15 protein-coding genes are annotated in these 18,724 nt (G+C 37.5%); all 15 read right to left on the bottom strand.

Annotated elements, in window-relative coordinates:
* Window positions 1–2: 2 nt before the first annotated feature.
* Window positions 3–1,082 (bottom strand): Wzz/FepE/Etk N-terminal domain-containing protein, encoded by a 1,080-nt coding sequence (locus tag PEDSA_RS16225; RefSeq protein ID WP_013634250.1) that lies wholly within the window; start codon window positions 1,080–1,082, stop codon window positions 3–5.
* A gap of 959 nt (window positions 1,083–2,041) precedes the next feature.
* The gene (locus tag PEDSA_RS16220) at window positions 2,042–3,340 is read right to left on the bottom strand and encodes a nucleotide sugar dehydrogenase (protein WP_013634249.1); all 1,299 of its coding nucleotides are present in this window, start codon (window positions 3,338–3,340) and stop codon (window positions 2,042–2,044) included.
* A 558-nt stretch (window positions 3,341–3,898) separates the two neighbouring features.
* Window positions 3,899–6,418: an SLBB domain-containing protein gene (locus PEDSA_RS16215; RefSeq protein WP_013634248.1), complete on the bottom strand. Its 2,520-nt coding sequence runs from the start codon at window positions 6,416–6,418 to the stop codon at window positions 3,899–3,901.
* Between the two features lie 230 nt (window positions 6,419–6,648).
* Window positions 6,649–7,785, bottom strand: coding sequence for a GDP-mannose 4,6-dehydratase (gene gmd / locus PEDSA_RS16210; RefSeq protein WP_041537124.1), 1,137 nt, complete (start codon window positions 7,783–7,785; stop codon window positions 6,649–6,651).
* A gap of 377 nt (window positions 7,786–8,162) precedes the next feature.
* Window positions 8,163–9,035, bottom strand: coding sequence for a glucose-1-phosphate thymidylyltransferase RfbA (gene rfbA / locus PEDSA_RS16200; protein ID WP_013634245.1), 873 nt, complete (start codon window positions 9,033–9,035; stop codon window positions 8,163–8,165).
* 44 nt (window positions 9,036–9,079) lie between these two features.
* A complete protein-coding gene (locus PEDSA_RS16195) occupies window positions 9,080–9,649 on the bottom strand; it encodes a DUF3109 family protein (RefSeq protein WP_013634244.1) in 570 nt (189 codons plus the stop codon).
* A gap of 27 nt (window positions 9,650–9,676) precedes the next feature.
* Entirely contained in the window at window positions 9,677–10,177 is a 501-nt protein-coding gene (locus PEDSA_RS16190) for an acyltransferase (protein ID WP_013634243.1), read from the bottom strand.
* Window positions 10,167–11,258 (bottom strand): DegT/DnrJ/EryC1/StrS family aminotransferase, encoded by a 1,092-nt coding sequence (locus PEDSA_RS16185; RefSeq protein ID WP_041537517.1) that lies wholly within the window; start codon window positions 11,256–11,258, stop codon window positions 10,167–10,169. The genes PEDSA_RS16190 and PEDSA_RS16185 overlap by 11 nt, the downstream gene beginning before the upstream one ends.
* Before the next feature lie 66 nt (window positions 11,259–11,324).
* Entirely contained in the window at window positions 11,325–12,104 is a 780-nt protein-coding gene (locus PEDSA_RS16180) for a DUF3108 domain-containing protein (protein ID WP_013634241.1), read from the bottom strand.
* Window positions 12,105–12,135: 31 nt separating this feature from the next.
* A complete protein-coding gene (locus tag PEDSA_RS16175) occupies window positions 12,136–12,651 on the bottom strand; it encodes a DUF2480 family protein (RefSeq protein WP_013634240.1) in 516 nt (171 codons plus the stop codon).
* 69 nt (window positions 12,652–12,720) lie between these two features.
* Window positions 12,721–14,811, bottom strand: coding sequence for a peptidylprolyl isomerase (locus PEDSA_RS16170; RefSeq protein ID WP_245546776.1), 2,091 nt, complete (start codon window positions 14,809–14,811; stop codon window positions 12,721–12,723).
* Window positions 14,812–14,964: 153 nt separating this feature from the next.
* Window positions 14,965–15,534: an LPS export ABC transporter periplasmic protein LptC gene (lptC, locus tag PEDSA_RS16165; protein WP_013634238.1), complete on the bottom strand. Its 570-nt coding sequence runs from the start codon at window positions 15,532–15,534 to the stop codon at window positions 14,965–14,967.
* 2 nt (window positions 15,535–15,536) lie between these two features.
* Entirely contained in the window at window positions 15,537–16,835 is a 1,299-nt protein-coding gene (locus PEDSA_RS16160) for a hypothetical protein (RefSeq protein ID WP_013634237.1), read from the bottom strand.
* Window positions 16,819–17,580 carry a type III pantothenate kinase gene (locus tag PEDSA_RS16155; RefSeq protein WP_013634236.1) on the bottom strand — a complete coding sequence of 254 codons (762 nt, stop codon included), beginning with the start codon at window positions 17,578–17,580 and terminating at the stop codon, window positions 16,819–16,821. Before PEDSA_RS16155 ends, PEDSA_RS16160 begins: the two co-directional genes overlap by 17 nt.
* Before the next feature lie 93 nt (window positions 17,581–17,673).
* The gene (locus tag PEDSA_RS16150; RefSeq protein WP_013634235.1) at window positions 17,674–18,693 is read right to left on the bottom strand and encodes a DUF6427 family protein; all 1,020 of its coding nucleotides are present in this window, start codon (window positions 18,691–18,693) and stop codon (window positions 17,674–17,676) included.
* Window positions 18,694–18,724: the final 31 nt, after the last annotated feature.

Here is an 18,724-nt window from a genome sequence, read left to right as displayed (position 1 = left end):
TTCTAGTTTAATATGCCTTTATAAACTTTTTTACTTAACAAGATTAAAACAGATAAAAAAACGAATATAATCCCCCCCAAGAGAAATGTTTTAATCTTGCCTAATCTATCCTTTTCCAAAGGATACACTGGCTCATCAATCACCTGTATCAAGGGAGCTTCCTTTCTAGCTGTAATCTTAGCCATCTCCAAATTCTTTACCAGTTCAGAGTAAATTGCTTTATTCGCCTCCGCATTTGCCTGGGAGCGAACAGCCGGTGTACGCAACACCTGTCTTGTAGGATTTAAATTGGGTGTAGCATCTGCTACCGCAGCAGATTGGTATATAGCCCCATACATAACCGCTTTTACAGAGTCAGTTTGATGCTGTAATATGGCTATATTATCCAAAGACTTTTTGGTTTTTGTTTCCACGTAGAAATCATTCACGGTTTGAACAATCTTTTCGTTAAAAAGTTTTGAAAATTGTTCATTTTCTGATTTTACATCTACTTTAATAATGGACAGCTTTTTATCCGGTTTTGCTACCGATAAAATATTTTTATTAATCACATAAATAATATCCGTCATCAGGGAATCTTTAATGCGATTAGGCTCTGCGTTAAACACCACATCTTTAGTTTCCGGCTTTTGATTCCATTTCTCCCTTAGCTTGTTAACCTCAACATAATGGTCTATAAGTGATGTTTTTTTACCGCCAATATCTACTGTATCCAGAAGAGCTTTCTCCACCATAGAGCGGGATTTGTATAATTCCAGAATATTGTCGCCCTGAAAGATACCGCCTCCGCCGCCGCCCAGGTCTATACCTGCCATTGCAGCCAGACCTGCATAAGCTCCCAGGCCTCCGCCTTTTTCGCCCGATTCTAAAACAAATGTTGTAGTTGCTGTATATATTGGCTTTTTAATAAAGGAATAAGCCAGTCCCAAAGCACCGCCTATAATACCTGCAATGATGATAGTCCATTTCTTAGACCATAAATAGGAAATCCATTCTTTAATTTTAAGGATGAGTTCCTTTAAAGAGATTTCGTCTTCGTTGTTCGTTATTCGTTGTTCGTTATTCGATTGACTATTGCTCATTGATCGATGCTCGTTATTTAATTATCGTTGATCGTTGGTCATCACTTACTTATCCTCTCGTTTCACGTCCTATCTCTCAATTTCTATTATAAGAGACTGCCACTTCGCTCCTCTACAAAAACCAACGCTTCGCTCATCGCAATGACAAGAAAAGAGGGCTTGGCTTATCGATATTCGTTGATCGTTACACTCGTTTATTTTCATGTCTCCAATCTTTTTGGTTCTTCGTTGATCGTGTTTGTTTTTCGTTGTTAGCGGATCGATATTCGTCGGTCGTTTTTCGATATCCGATATTCGTCGGTCGATAAACGAAAGACGGCAAACGATGAACGACATACGACGAAATTAATCGCTGGCAAAACTACATAATTTTTATGGGGATTGAAATAGTTTGTTTTAATGTCCGGGGACCGGGATCGTCTTTCGATATTCGTTTTTCGTTGGTCGATGGACGAAAGACGGTAAACGATGAACGAAAGAGATTGCCTCTTCGCTCCTGTGCACAAGCTAACGCTTCGCTCATCGCAATGACGGGAAAGGTTGTGTGCTACCCGAAAGACGACAAACAACAGTTTCCGTGAAATCTTTTAATCAACATAATCCGTGATTCAGACGGCAAACAATTGACGATGGTCAGTGGACAATTGACAATGAAGATTGCCACTTCGCTCCGATGCACAAGCTAATGCTTCGCTCATCCCAATGACGCGAAAGGTTGTGCGCTACCCAAAAGACGACAAACAACAGTTTCCGTGAAATCTTTTAATCAACATAATCCGTGATTCAGACGGCAAACAATTGACGATGGTCAGTGGACAATTGACAATGAAGATTGCCACTTCGCTCCTGTACACAAGCTAACGCTTCGCTCATCCCAATGACGCGAAAGGTTGTGTGCTACTCGAAAGAGAGGAACGACAAACGAAAGACGAAAGACGAACAACTATGAACGATAGGAATTACAATCTGCCATCAGCGTAGGGAAGAAGTCCTTTTACATCATAAATAATTGATTTGTCTTTTTTAAGATCACCAAATCTGATAGTCTCAAACTCCTGATGGGCTACTGCTAAAACCAAAGCATCGTATTTCTTCGTATCTAAACTACTTTGACACTTCACCCCATACTGTTTTTCCACTTCAGCGTGATCTGCATAGGGGTCATAAACAACTACATCAAGGCCATAGTCCATCAGATTTTCGACAATATCAATAACCTTGGTATTTCTCACATCAGAGCAATTCTCTTTAAAAGTAAAGCCCAGCATCAACACTTCGGCACCCTTGATATTAATATCTTTCTTAACCATGCATTTTACAATCTGAGAAGCAACATACTCTCCCATGGCATCATTTAGTCTCCGTCCGGCTAACAATATTTCAGGATGATAGCCATATTGTTGGGCCTTTTGTGCAAGGTAATAAGGGTCAACACCTATACAATGCCCCCCAACCAGACCCGGTTTAAAAGGTAAAAAATTCCATTTTGTACCGGCAGCAGCCAGTACTTCCTGCGTATCTATCCCCATTAGGTTGAACATAATTGCCAGTTCGTTAACAAAAGCTATGTTAATATCTCTTTGTGAATTTTCGATAACTTTTGCTGCTTCCGCAACTTTGATAGTTGGTGCTAAATAAGTTCCGGCAACGATAACGGATTTGTACAATTCGTCTACTGTTAAAGCAGTTTGGGGATTAGACCCGGATGTAATTTTTCGGATTTTTTCAACAGTTCGTTCCCTATCGCCCGGATTAATACGCTCTGGTGAATAACCGACAAAAAAATCTTTATTATAATTTAAACCGGAAACAGACTCTATAATAGGGACACAATCTTCTTCTGTGGCTCCAGGATAAACTGTCGACTCATAAATTACAACATCCCCATTCGAGATCACCTTTCCTACTATTTCAGAGGCTTTGAAAAGTAGTCTCATATCCGGATGATTATTTTTATCAACAGGGGTTGGTACAGTTATGATATAAACATTCGCACTCCTGATAGACTCTATATCTGCAGAGAAATAGATACCTTCATGTTCAGAAAAGAACGGTGTTTCACTTAAGGTAAGGTCCAGTAAACGCTTTTTCTCAACTTCTCCCGTTCGGTCATACCCTCCTCGGAGTGCAGCGATACGCTCTTCATCAATATCAAACCCCACTACAGGATATTTAGTAGCAAAAAGGCAAGCCAAAGGTAAGCCAACATAACCTAAACCCAGTACTGCTATTCTTTTATCTGTTTGATGGTCTAACATCTTTATATGATTAAATTTTAAAGCTGTTTCGAAAATCCTATTATCCTAACCAGCCTGACAGAATCCTGTTAGTCGTTGGCGTTTCTTGTTATTCGTTACTCGGCGAACGAAAGACTACAAACAATTGATAATTGACAGTGGAGATTGCCACTTCGCTCTTACACACCAACTATCACTTCGCTCATCGCAATGACCTCCGATTTTTGTCATTGCGAGGAACGAAGCAATCTCTTTTGACAAACTCTCATAGCCTTTTTATAATCGGACTCAGGTTACTAATAAAATCTTTAAATAGCCCCTATTCTCTAACGCACTACATTTCGAGAACCTCAATGTGACCACTAGTCCAAAAATCCTATTATCCTAACCAGCCTGACGCGATCCCCTTAGTCGTTGGTCCCTTCTTGTTATTCGTTACTCGGCGAACGAAAGACTACAAACAATTGATAATTGACAATGGAGATTGCCACTTCGCTCTTACACACAAACTATCCCTTCGCTCATCGCAATACCCCCCGATTTTTGTCATTGCGAGGAACGAAGCAATCTCAAAAAAACCTACTTTATCAGATTCATAACCCCCAGAAGAATTGCTCCAACAGAGGCCATTCCTGAAATTAAAGCTGCAGTTTCCCCTGCAGTCATTTTTCTCTTCTCTTCTTCTTTAGGCACAAAAATCTCCGAACCTGTAGTTACTACCGGATAATTGTTAAAAAATAAAAATTTCTTGGTACTCCTTACTGATCCATTCGCATACATAATATAAGACCTGGAACGTAAAGCCTTCTGAGAGAATCCTCCCGCCTGATTGATATATTGTTTAAAGTTTTTTGATTTCTTATATAATACGGTATTTGGAGAAAGCACTTCGCCGCTCACCTTAACGGTCTGGAGTTCTTTTGGTATCGAGATGATATCCCCTTCTTCCAAAAATAAATCGGTACGTTTTCCTGGTTTATCCAATATAGACTCTAAATCTATTCCCACAAAACTATTTCTAAGAACCTTATTATTCAGCTCCATGTTCAGGGTATCCTTAGCATCTTTCTGTGACTTTTTAAATTGCTCAACCTTAATTTCTTCCTTTTCTTTATCCAGTTGATTTTGAATAATACCCTCTCTTTTCAATGATGCCCCTTTAGGATAAGCCAACTGAGTCAGGCCACCTGCTCTTCTTATCAGATCAGAAATACGCTCATCCTTTCTTGTGATACTGTAAGTACCCGGATAGAGCACTTCGCCTTCCACCCTAACCATTTTTTGAACTTCGTAACCGGGAGCACTTCTTACCACAACAATATCATATGGTTTTAATATAAATTTAGAAGCTACACTACTTAAATCTCTGTTTACATCGATCTGAAATACATCAGCTGTTTTCGCAGTCGCTGAAGCAGCAACACTGTCCTGATTAATCACTCTCCGTGATATCTCAATTCTTTTCGGTGTAGCCGATTCCTTAAAACCTCCCGCCTGGATGATTAAATCCTCCAGACTGGTATTTTTTGCATAATCAAAGGTACCCGGATTCCGCACTTCTCCTTCGATAGTCAGGTTATATTGTTCTCTTAAATCAAATATTGAAGATACATAAAGAACATCCTCTCTTTTTAAAGTCACATCGGGATCAGCTCCGTTTAATATTCTATCCAGATTCACCGACAAGATCTCTGTATCATTTTTAGGAGTCAGTCTGGTAATATACGCTCTTGTTTTAAAGGCGTCTTCCTTCAGTCCCTCCGCATTTTGCAATAGCTGCTTAACCGTTAGTCCGGGAGTTAATTCATACTGGCCTGGCCTAAAAACGGCTCCCTCTACAGAAACCCGATTTTCAAATCTGTCCAAAATTTCCGTTACAAAAAATTTATCCCCGGATTGCGGTTTATAAGTAGAAAAAGCATCAGCAACAACATCAGAAATTTTTCTTTCAGTTGATGTGTTTTTCAAGACTTTTATCCTGGCCTGATAAGCTCTTTCTGTAAACCCTCCTGCAAAATTTAACAGATCCTGCAAATTTTCACCTGATTTCATTTCGAAAATAGCTGGTCGTTTAACTTCACCAACTATTTCTACCCGGTTAATATAGGTAGGTATTCTGACAATATCCTGATCTTGAAGCCGGATATTATTTTTTAAATCTCCTTTCAACAGGAAGTCATAAACATCCAGTGTAGCTATTTTCTTGCCATTTCTGATAATTTCGATAGCCCTGAATGAACCATTTTCTGTGGGCCCGCCAGAAGAATACAAGGCATTGAATACCGTCGCCAAAGAAGGAAGTGTATAGGTTCCTGGTTTTGTTACTTCTCCTGTTAAAATAACTTTGATACTGCGGATATCGCCTATGGCCACGCTTAATTTCGTATTTCCGGATTTCAAGCCGGTATAAATAGGTGATAGCTTCGCTTTAATTCTTGATGTTGCTGCCTCTACAGTTAAGCCGGAAACTGGAACAATCCCAGCATAAGGGATATTGATATTACCTTCGGGACTGACCTCCAGCTGATAGCTGACTTCCGAATAGCCATATATATCAATCAGGATCTGGTCTCCGGTACCAATAACGTAATTCAGGGGAGTTGCTAATCTTAAATTTGGTTCAAATGTGGTAGATGAATTGGCAAAAAGGTCTTTGCCAAAGATTTTAGATCTTAAAGAAGCCAAAGCAATTTCCGCTTCGGATTCCGATTTTTTACTATCGGATTTACTTAATGAATCTACCTCACCTTCGAAAGAACGGCTTCTGCTACCGTCTTTACTTTTTAGGGTAGCCTCTTTTTTTCCAGCTGTGCCAGATGCTGCTCCACCTCCCTGTGTCTTAATCTTCTCTACGCGCTGTCTCAGCTTTTGTATTTCAGAAGAAGACATCCCTCTTGCCGTAGCAACCTGTTCGAGCTGTGCTTCTGACATTCCAGAAGATTCAACTTGCTTTACAAACTGGCGAATCTGATCGTCACTTAATTCGTCTACACGAATATTACTGAAATTTTGTTGGTTGATATTCTGTGCTTTTGCCGGAACTACAATCTGCAACGCTATAAACACATTTAGTAATAAAACAACTTTTTGAATATTCATTAATCTATTATATTATCTTTTGACAATCTTCGTACTGTACAGTTTTCTGATAATGAGATTGCTTCGATTCCTCGTAATGACACCCCATTTTTGTCTTGGCGAGGAGGTACGACGTGGCAATCTCTTAACACCACCTATATTTGTTTATTTACAATATAAAAACAGCTCGCCTCCGCTCTCTTTCCAACACAGACATTTTTCAACTCCACCCAGAGTATAGTTCACCACTCCTACTCAAAATAATTCATGGTCTGATAACCACCTTTTTTCAAATACTGGTCCTTTTTCATCAAATGTAAGTCAGAATGAACCATATCTTTAACCAAAGCAGGTAAATCGTATTTTAATTCCCATCCCAACTTCGTTTTTGCTTTTGTAGGATCTCCCAATAACAATTCCACTTCCGTTGGTCTGAAATATTTAGGATCGACTTTCACAATGGTCTGACCTATTTTTAGTGAATCCAGATCAAGGCCTAATTCCGCTACTTTTTCAGTATCAATATCGATAATAACACCTTTTTCGTGTTCATCTTTTCCGCTAAATTCCACTTCAATACCCAATTCTGCAAAGGTCATTCTTACGAAATCTCTCACCGTTGTTGTGATGCCGGTAGCAATTACGAAATCTTCCGGTTTTTCTTGTTGAAGAATTAACCACATGGCTTCTACATAATCTTTGGCATGTCCCCAGTCGCGCTGAGCAGACAGATTTCCCAGATATAAACAATTTTGAAGCCCTAAAGCTATTTTAGCCGCAGCTCTGGTAATTTTTCTGGTCACAAAAGTTTCCCCTCTGATTGGGCTTTCATGATTAAATAAAATACCGTTACAAGCATACATGTCATAAGCTTCGCGGTAATTTACAGTAATCCAGTAGGCATACATTTTCGCTACTGCGTATGGAGAACGCGGGTAAAAAGGAGTTGTCTCAGATTGCGGTACAGCCTGAACTAAACCATATAATTCAGAGGTAGAAGCCTGATAAACTCTGGTTTTCTTTGTCAGGCCTAAAAGTCTCACTGCTTCCAGGATTCTCAAAGTCCCTATTCCGTCAGCGTTGGCGGTATATTCAGGAGTATCAAAACTCACCTTCACATGGCTCATCGCTGCCAGATTATAGATTTCATCCGGTTGGATTTCCTGAATTAAACGGATAAGATTGGTTGAATCTGTTAAATCTCCGAAATGCAATTTCAATTTCACACCTTCTTCATGCGGATCCTGGTAAAGATGATCTATCCTATCTGTATTGAACAGCGAAGATCTTCTTTTCAGACCGTGAACTTCGTATCCTTTTTTTAACAAAAATTCGGCAAGATATGCTCCGTCTTGTCCTGTAATACCTGTTATTAACGCTACTTTCATTTCTTTATGTCGCTTTAGGTGTTGATGGAGTATGGAATGTTGGATAATTTGGGCTTTTATTGCCGTCCCAACAAATATTTTCACATCACCTTTTTCTTTTGCATTTTATTTATCTTTCTTTTATAAAGTTATCATTCCAACTGCCTTCTTTCATTTTTTGTTGTAACGATTTTATCAGTTGAATCAACACATTTTCTGTTTTATAATGAAGTGAGTCTAATTGATTCAAAAGGAAAGTTGAGAAACAATTTGCAGGAAAGGACATATAAATCAACCGCATCATTCCAGACACGTAGTTGTTTGTACCCCCTATTAATGTTCTTCCTTTCCATTTTTTAAAACTATTCCAACACCCCATCATTCCATTATTCCAACTTCTACAATATCCTCTTATCTGCGATATCCAGTAAGTACTTACCATAACCACTTTTTACCAGTGGCTCGGCAATTTTTCTTAACTGCTGCACATCAATATATTTCATCCGGAAAGCAATCTCTTCTATACATCCAATTTTTAAAGATTGTCTTTCTTCTATAACCTGAACGAATTGTCCGGCCTGCATTAGGGAATCAAAAGTTCCGGTATCTAGCCAGGCTGTCCCCCTGCTTAATACACCGACTTTTAATCTTCCTTTCTCCAAATATACTTTATTCACATCTGTGATTTCCAGTTCACCACGCGGAGAAGGCTTAATATTTTTCGCTATCTCAACAACATCATTATCATAAAAATACAATCCAGGAACTGCATAATTCGACTTTGGATTTTGAGGCTTTTCCTCTATTGAAACAACATTCTTATCTTCATCAAACTCCACTACGCCGTATCTTTCAGGATCATGTACAGGATAGGCATATACCACACCACCTTCAATATCAGTATTGGATTGCAGTAATTTTGCCATACCGTCACCGTAGAAAATATTATCTCCAAGGATAAGCGCAACTTTATCTTTCCCAATAAATTCTTCGCCTATAATAAACGCCTGAGCCAAACCATCTGGCGAAGGTTGTACAGCGTAGGTGAATTTACATCCTAAGTGTTCACCCTCTCCTAATAATTTTTGAAAACCTGGTAAATCATGTGGTGTAGAAATAATAAGTATTTCCCTTATACCAGCCAGCATCAGTGTTGATAAGGGGTAATAGATCATCGGTTTATCGTAAACCGGCATCATTTGTTTGCTAACGGCTAAAGTAAGAGGATGCAACCTGGTTCCTGATCCTCCGGCTAGTATTATTCCTTTCAAATTGGCAGAATTTATTTTAAGCTTGCAAATTTATAAACTTCCAGTTACAATTCAGTTTTATTTATTTTTTCTATTAATTCAGCGTACCACTCGGCTCCATATTTTCGGATTAAGGGCTGTTTTAAGAACTCATATACTTTTACGTTTAATTGATTGCCAAAGCTACAAGCTGATGAACAAATTCCCCATCTGTCATAGTGCAATACGTCAAATTCAGGATATGCAGTTATTCTTATAGGGTAAAGATGACATGATATCGGTTTTTTCCAATCGATAATACCATCTTCATAAGCTTTTTCTATTGCACATTTCGTAATACCATTCTCCCAGGTTACGTAAGCACATTCCTTATTTTTATCTACACAAGTGGTGGTATAATCGCCATCGTCATCTATAACATACTCACCATCCGCCTCAATCGCCTGGATTCCTTTTTCTGTCATATACGGCTTTACCAGCGGATAAATTTCTTTGAGTATCTCCAACTCACTCTCTTCTAAAGGAGCTCCCGAGTCGCCTTCGATACAACAAGCACCCTTACATTTTTCTAAATGACACACAAAATTTTCCTTCAGCACATCTTCGTGAACCAAAGTCTCTTTCACCTCTAACATATCCAAATCTATATCAGTCCGGGAGCGTTATAAAAGCTCTCCTTCTTTATTTACTTTCCTCCTGTATTCAGCAGGATTGCCGTACCATAATTCATATGGTCCAACATTCTTCGTTAATACTGAACCCGCTCCAATAAATGCATATTCTCCAATAGAATTACCACAAACTATCGTTGAATTCGCACCGATCGATACTCCTTCGCAAATTATAGTCTTCTTAAACTCGTCCTTTCTGTTTATGAAAGCCCTTGGATTAATTACATTCGTAAATACAACGGAAGGGCCAATAAAAACATTATCTTTTAAAATCACCCCTTCGTACACAGAAACATTGTTCTGAATCTTAACGCCATCTCCAATAACAACATTTTCGCCAATAAACACATTTTGACCAATGGTACAGTTTCTTCCGATAACTGCGGTTGAACATACATGTACAAAATGCCATATTTTAGTCCCTTTACCAATACTGGCTCCTTTGTCTACAACGGCTGTTTCATGAATATAGCATTGATTATCAAGCGACATAAAAACTTTTTATAGCGTCACAAATATACACTATATCCTCGTTTGTCAAACCAGGATGTATTGGTAAACATAAAATCTCTTGTGTGAGCGCTCGCGACACAGGAAATTCCCCCTCTATATACTTGAATGCCGGATGTTCATTTAATACTTTGGGATAATGAATCATAGAAGTTACGCCCTTAGCCAGTAAATATGCTTTAAGCTCATCCCTTCTACCATTTTTTATTTTTATGGTGTATTGGTGCCATGAATGCTTTATACCGGAAAATTCTTCTGGTATTATAATATCTTCAAGATTTTGCAAAAGGCTGTGATAAATTCCGGCAATTGATATCTTTTTATCGATTGTGGCCTGTAAATAAGTCAGTTTAACGTTTAATATAGCCGCCTGTAAAGTATCCAATCTGGAATTAATTCCCAATATCTGATGGTCGTACTTTTTTTGCTGACCATGAGAAGCAACCATTCTGGCTCGACTGGCTAATTCGATGTTGTTAGTAAATAATGCTCCTCCATCGCCATAGCATCCGAGATTTTTTGTTGGGAAAAAGGAAGTACAGGCAATATCTCCAAATGTACCCAGATGTTTTCCTGTAAAAGTAGCACCTATTGACTGCGCACAATCCTCAATAAGAAACAGGTTGTTTTTTTCTGCAATTTCAGCAATAACAGCAATATCTGCTGACTGTCCATAAAGATGGACTGCAATAATGGCTTTTGTTTTTGAGTTTATTAATTTTGATAGTTCTTCTGTTTGTATCTGAAAATAGATAGGATCTACATCCACCAAAACAGGCTTAGCTCCAAGCAATAAAACCATTTCTATTGCTGCTGCATAACTGAACGCAGGCAGGATAACTTCGTCTTCTCTGCCAATGCCCAAAGACATTAATGCTATTTGTAAAGCATCTGTTCCGTTGGCACAGGAAACAACAGACGATACGTTCAGATATTCTCCGAATGATTTCTCGAATTCTATTACTGCCTGCCCTTTTATAAAATCACCTTTGGCTAATACCTGATGTATGGCTGTATCAATTTCAGACTTTTGCGCTTCGTATTCCAAAGGCAAGTCAATCATTTCAATCTTTTTGATTTCCTGAATCAATGAGGTTTATAGGGTTTAGATTATAGTAAAAAGCAGTGTTTATTTAATTATTTTCAACGGTTCCTTTAGCCCGCTAACACTAGCCAATTCCATTGTAATACTTCCAACAATTACATCGCCTTGTGCTTTTACCGGAATTCTATTTTCGTCATCTGTTATCCAAAGATACAAACGGCTATTTTTCTTAAAAATACGACCTGGAGAAATAGAGGGGCTAAACTTCAAGCAGTTGACTCTCCCCTGACTTGTTTTCACAACTTCTTTACCCATATATTCTATTGTTAAAGGTGTTACCTCATCTTTTAGAAAATAGCGCAGGGTTAGCTTATCGCCTATTCTGACACTCGAAAGATCAAGATTTCTGGCGAAATAATAAGCGGACACTAAATCAAATGTTTGGGCTACTGGAGAAGTGTAAGTTCCTTTGCTCCCTACAATCTTTTTCTCGCTTTGATAAAAGCGTACTTTATCTGTCCTCGTGTAATTATCTTCCTTTATGTCCTCTGCGTAGAAGTAAGGGGTATAAGTTGTTTTATCTATAAAGGATTCGTATTTATTTCTGACCTTAAAAAATATGTCGAAAGTACCATTTGTCTTTCCCTGAGCTAACAGATGATAAGTAGGCTTTCCATTATACTTTATATCAGAATCCAGAACCTGCAACGTCGCTTCAGCAGCAGTAATAAAGCCATACTTTAATTTATAAACCAAGGTTTCTCCGGTTTCAAAGGATGAACTTTTTATATAAGGTAATGACTGCGAGAAAGCATTAAAACAGGCCAAAAACGCTATTAGAGTAAAAACAAACGATTTCTTCATAAATCAAACTTATACAAAAAACAAACCAAAATCAATCTTTTCGCTTATATAAAGGAACTGTTGAACATGGCTCGCCATACATGATACTTTTCGCTACCGGCTTTATTTTAGATGTCAGCGAAACAAACGCCGAAGTTGGAACAAAAACATCACCGCACCCTTTTATAACGATTTTCTGATCTTTGAATTGCTCGACATCCAACTTATTTATCGCCTGATTAAATAAAAAACTCTCTAATTCTTCCAGGTTCCCAAAATGTACTGTTTCTGCAAACTCTGAAAATTTAGTAGCCAATAGCATGTAGGCCCAGGTTGGAACAATAGCATCTGTAGAACATATAATTGCTATATGTTTTCCCTTATATTGCTCCCAGTTATGTTCTTTTATGAAAGCTCTGAAATCTTTTTCCCTGAGCATCAGACCATGAAAAAGATTGTCTTTAATATCGTATAACACACGATCTCCTTCCGGCCTGATAGATGCCAGATCATAAGACACAAGTCCGCTGAGAGCTACCTTATTGACAATATTTTCTTGAATATCCATAATACACTAAAATAAAAAAACCGGAGTTGGTTTTCACCAGACTCCGGTCATATTTTATATTTTTTCTGTTTAGTAGAATTTAGCTCTTAAATCCTTGATTTTAGCATTTTCCTTTAATACTTGGAAAACTGCGCCATCTGCTTGCGAAGACATAGTTTGTACTAAAGATTCTTTAGACTTCGCTGCATTTGTAAATGCCGCAGGCTCTATGAAAGATTTAACTGTATACACATAAACTCCTCTGTCTCCAACGATAGCTTTAGACAGTTTATTTGGCTGAGAGCCAAATATAGACCCTACAACTATATTTTCCTGAGAATATCCCGGAATAATCGGATTCGCGAATACGATATTTTCAACACTGGAAGTTGTTACACCTAGTTTTTGAGCAACCTGCGCTAAGTTTGACGCTCCAGATAAAGCTTTATCTGCTTTTTCTTTTAGCATTCTTCCTTTCACCAAATGCATTACAGAAGGCTCTATTTGTTTCTTAACCTGCTCTAAAGGTAAAGTTCCTTCTGGTTTAACATTCGTTAAAACCGCAACTACATATTTGCTTCCCACGGTGAAGATCTCATTTGAAATATCTCCTTTATCAGCCTGATAAGCCCAACGAACGATGCTTCTTGCATCATCCAAACCTGGCAAACCTCCTTGCAATGGAGTCACATCATCGGCAACTAGTTTTACTATACCTTGTTTTTGTGCATTTTCTTCAAACTGCTTTTGATCTTTTACCGCAGCAATAAATGCCTGTGCTTTTTGATAAGCAGCCTGTTCTGTTTGAGAACTTGGAGCAATTTGCTTATCCACTACAGCCACTTTTACCACTTTCGAAGAGCCAATTTGTTTTTGAATTTCTATAACATGTACTCCAAATTGCGTCTCCAAAGTAAATACTTGTCCTACAGGACCATTAAAAACTGCATCTTCGAATTTAGGCACCATAGATCCACGAGCAAAAGTTCCTAAGTCGCCCCCGGAATCTTTAGATCCGTCAGTCCCAAACTCTTTCGCTAATTCCGCAAAGCTAGCCCCTTTCTGTATTAAATTTTTAATAGAATCTGCTTTAGACTTCGCTTTATCCATTCCACCTTCTGTAGCTGGATTTAACAAAATATGACGCGCTTTAACAGAATCAGGACTAATTCTGGAATCCACTAATTTTGCAACTTTATAAGCGCCATCAGCAATGTAGGGTCCATACACATATCCTTTTGATGCATTAAACATCACGGAATCCAAAGCTGGTTCTAAAGTCCCTTTTTTCTGATAAGCAATAGGCTCTTTTGTATCTGCATTAATTGCCACATATAAAGAATCGTTATCTGTTGTTCTAAAACCTTCAGCAATCTTATCTATTTTAGCTTTTGCTTCTAAAGTATCTTGTTTAGATGGAGATGCATCGAAAACCACATATTCAAATGTTCTGGTCTCAGTTTGGTTTTTGAATCTGTATTTATTTTTTTCGTAATACTCTTTATAGTCAGCATCTGTTAATTTAACATCAGCATCTTTGATACTAGCCAAATCCAAGACCAAATAATCGAAATTCACCAATTTGTTTTTATTGGTATAATCATCTTTGGCATCTAAAGAATTTGCATAAACACCGTTTCTAACCAATGCAAGATATTTTTGGTTACTACGCTCGTGTAGGATGTTATCTTCCAGAGAAACCCACTGTGCCTTTAATTGACCTGAAGGTTCGGTATCGGCACTTTTTCTGGAAGAAATAGCGTTCGCTCTGTTGAAAGCTCCGGTATTAGGATCCGCAAAAATTTGCTGCATCTGTGGAGATGGATTATCGAACATCAAATCAAACAGTTCTGCTGTACCAACAGTAAGTCCTAATTTCTCGGTTTGTTTTTCTAAAATAATACTAGAAGTCATTTGATTCCAGGTATTTTCCACAATATATGACTGCATTTGTGCATTTAAATTGCCCATTTGCGCTCTAAATTGTTGAGAATTTTGATCTACCCTGGTGTTAAAATCCTGATAAGAAATTTTCTCACCATCAACTTCACCGATCTTGCTATTCGCATCAGCTATAAAACCGCTTCCGCTTCTGATAGCATCACTTAAAAGAAACGCTACAATTGCTAAACCGATAGCTATAATAATGATAGCTCCAGCTCGGTTACGCAAAAAACTCATAATTCCCATATGATTCTTCTATTATTTTATTTTTTTAGAGGGCGCAAGATACAAAATCAAAGTTGAAAGTAAAAAGTACATTTTAAAACTTAACTATAAATTTAACATGTACATCTTCAAGCTGATAGAGCACCTAAAAACCCACTTGGTTTATTATTTAGAGGCAGTGGTATCCATATCGGTATTAAACTGTATTGGCCCCGCGCCTTGCTTTATTTCATAATAACTAAAGTCTTCCAATGCCCAAAAACTTGTTCCGGAAATTGTTGCCTGATCGGTTATAATAGTCACTAATGTATTTGAGTAAAACTTTTTCGTGTTCTCGTCCCAAATTAACTCTTCAGACTTAAAGGTCTTACCTTCAGAGTTTTTTGCTACGACGTTCTTTCTTAACTCAACTGTCTTTTCATTCTCCCTCCTTATCGCATAGTCTGAAACGACTGTACTTGTGGGTTTTAGATTTTCATCATAAAAGACGACATCTATTCCCTTAGGCATTTCGTAATAAGGATTTTTAGTTTTAAAATACAATAAAACAGGAGCTTTCAATTTAGCTTTTACCTTCGCAGAATCACTATAAATGATTTCCGCTCCCTTTGTAGTGTCAACCTGTATCGTATCCTGCAAATTAATCTGTTCGACTTTTTTTAAATCTCCGCTTCCACACGCAAACATAGCGTAAAAAGATACGCCCAACACTGAGAGCTTTAGGAGCCTAAACATAATTAATCATATTTATATTTTTGAAACCACCTGTCGTTAATGGTGAATCCCAGACTAAAATTATAAAAGTTTTCCTTAACTAATCCTGGTTTCAAAACCCCTCTGTTTCCTATCTCTGCAGCAAAATTGATCTTATAAAAAGCAGATCTGTTGGTGGACGCTATTAACGGGAATCCTAATCCAAAGTTTATACTTTTTTTATCGATATCCGTTCCATTAACTTTTACATAGGTTTTGTCGTAATTGACACCTAGTCTGTAATCTATCAATGCGAAATAGTTTGTTACTGCATTAATATTCGGAACTATCTGTCCTCCAAAAGAAAACCCTGTAGTTTTTCCTAAATTTTCTGGTGAATGGGTAATACTAAAACCAGACCAGTCTGCCATCCTAAAGTCGGCTCCAATTAACCATTTGTTTATTTTACCGAAACTTATCCCGAAATTATGATTCATCGGAAGATTTGCTTTATGCGCATTATCTTCTACATATCGTACGGTATCCGTCCTGTAATCTGATGAACTGGTTACCACGTATTCGCTGGTTAGGGTATTATAATCGTTGGTTAATTTTGATTTTAATCCTGTTGTATACCCTACAGTTAACCTGGATTTTTCTCCAATATTAGCAACATACTGAAAGCCTAAATCGAACACTAAACCACCAATACTGTTGTTGATATCTTTCTTCGAATTGTAAAACCCGACATATCTGTTGTGAAACTCAACTGCATTGGTTTCTTTCAGATTACCAAAAAGGTATGATGCATTAAATCCGAAATTGAAGTTTTTACCTATACCAAATCCATAACCTATAAAAGCTCTGGACAAACCGCCTTCGCCTTTATAAACATGATCCGCTGTTAATGTATCCATCTTAACTTCTTGTCTATAAGAATATCCAAGAATACTGTATGGTAATAATCCAAAGCTTAAAGCAGATTTCTTGGAAACAGGAACGGCTATAGCAATGTGAGCAAGATTTGCGTTAAAGCTATTTTGGTCTAGGTTATCTCTTTTTAGGTTTTCTATATTAGCTCCAAAACCGATATCAAACGCCGTTAACCTAAGTTGAGAGTATGAAGCAGGGTTGGCGATATTGATATTATTGTAAACTCCAGTTGTACTTATGCCATATGCCAAATTACCCATTGATGTATTCTGCGGCAAATATGTTCCCTGTAAATTCCCGATCCCGTATTTAGAATATGGAGAATTTATTGTCCCCTGAGCGCTAACACTTATCACAGATACCGCAAGCAAGGCCGCAGACAAAATGTATTTCTTAGTTTGTTTGATCATACTGATATTTTACAACTGTATTTAGTCCTATTGGAACCAAATTGGGTTCTACAAGGATTTGGTGCGCAAAGATGCTATTTTTCAATCTACTATCAAAAAATGATGAGTCTCCTCCGCAAAGAATCACCTTTAAATCGCCACTTATTTCGTTATATTTTTTAATATAGCCCTCTATTTCAAATAAAATGCCATTCACCACTCCGGCTTGTAAAGACTCTTTTGTGTTTTTACCGAATGTAGCACTGAAGTCTTTCGTAGACTTTGCATCATCAACTTCGGGAAGCTTTCCAGTAAAATGATGCATTGCCTTGAAACGCATTTTTAAACCTGGAGAAATCGAACCGCCATAATACACTCCTTTTTCATCAATAAAATCAAAAGTAATACAACTTCCAAAATCTATCGCTAAAACTGCTTTATCAGGAAAAATCTCTTTTGCACCGATTACCCCTGCCAATCGGTCAACTCCCAATGTCTCGGGGGTTTCGTACAGATTCGAAATGGGTACGGGCGTATTGTTGTTGAATTGTATTACGACCGCATTAGAAATATGCCGGAGTCCACCAAAATCGGCATCGCTCCTTACAGACGATATAATAACTTGATTTATCCTGAATTTTTCAACTGTGCTTTCCAGCTCTGAAATAGAAAAGGTTTCCTTTCTATCACTAAAAACGATTTGATTTCCTGAAAAAACCAAAATTTTTGTGAATGTATTTCCTATATCTACTATCAGATTTGCCATTAATAAGTTTTAGGACTATGCCTATCAAACAAAACTATTAAACTTTTAAATGCTTTTTAATATTGTAAGCGTTAAAAAAAGTTAAAGAAAAATCTACACAAACTGAAAATAGATAACGAAAACAATGATTAAAAAGAACAGCGATTCGTAAAACCACCTTTTGCTGGCCACCACAAAGTAATACGAGAGAATAGTTGCCATAGGGATCACACAAATCAGGAAATGATTTAATCTGAGATCAGACTTTAAATAAAATGCCAATACCCCGATAACAAAAAAATTAAAAAGGAATATAAATGTCTTACGAACATGGATATAGCTTTTGAAAAAGTTTTCACGCAACTGAACAGTTCCAAGTATCACAGCAATAGCGATCGGAAAGAGGACAATATAATCCAGCGGCTGAACTTTTACAAAAACCGGAAGAACTTCAGTTAATGGTTTCCAAATTGCTATAAAGTGTAATAACTGATCGTTCCAAAAGTAATAAACTGCTAAAAAGAAGGTTATCACCAAATAACCTATCAAAACAGCAACCCATTCTCTCCAATTGAATGGTCTGAAGATAATTAAGGCAACCCAAAGTGATAAAAGAAAAAGTACCGAGGGAAAATAAACAATGGTTGCAATGGCGATGACCATCCCCAGATCAAACATCGTTGAAATTTGACTTCCATCTTTAGACGATGACAAAATTCGAAATAACAGAAATAATAGTAGGAAATTGCAGATTAAAGGTGGTGAAAGAAAAAGAAACGGGGTAAATACCGATGAAACCACAACGTAAATCAATGCAGGTATAAATGTAGGTTTCCCTAGAATATTATATTCATTTAGAATACGGTTGAAAATTAATGCCTGTAAAAACAGAATTATTCCGGCTAAAAAGATATTTGCAAGTGGAGATAAAAGAGATTGGTCGGTATAGCTTAGCAAAAGCCTATTACCTGTTTCTGAAAACCCGGTATTGATTCCCTCGGGAAAGTCAAGAATCAATCCTATCCTTAGCAAATAAACTATAAGAAAAAGGACAATTACATTTAAAAAGTTTAGACTTCTAAACTGTTGAATCATGTTGTAGACTTGATAACTTAAAGGGACAATAATAAGCATATTACTGTCCTTTTAAAAGAATTTCGCGATG

The organism is Pseudopedobacter saltans DSM 12145, from assembly GCF_000190735.1.
Lineage (GTDB): Bacteria > Bacteroidota > Bacteroidia > Sphingobacteriales > Sphingobacteriaceae > Pseudopedobacter > Pseudopedobacter saltans.
This window is presented reverse-complemented; position numbering and strand designations above follow the sequence as displayed.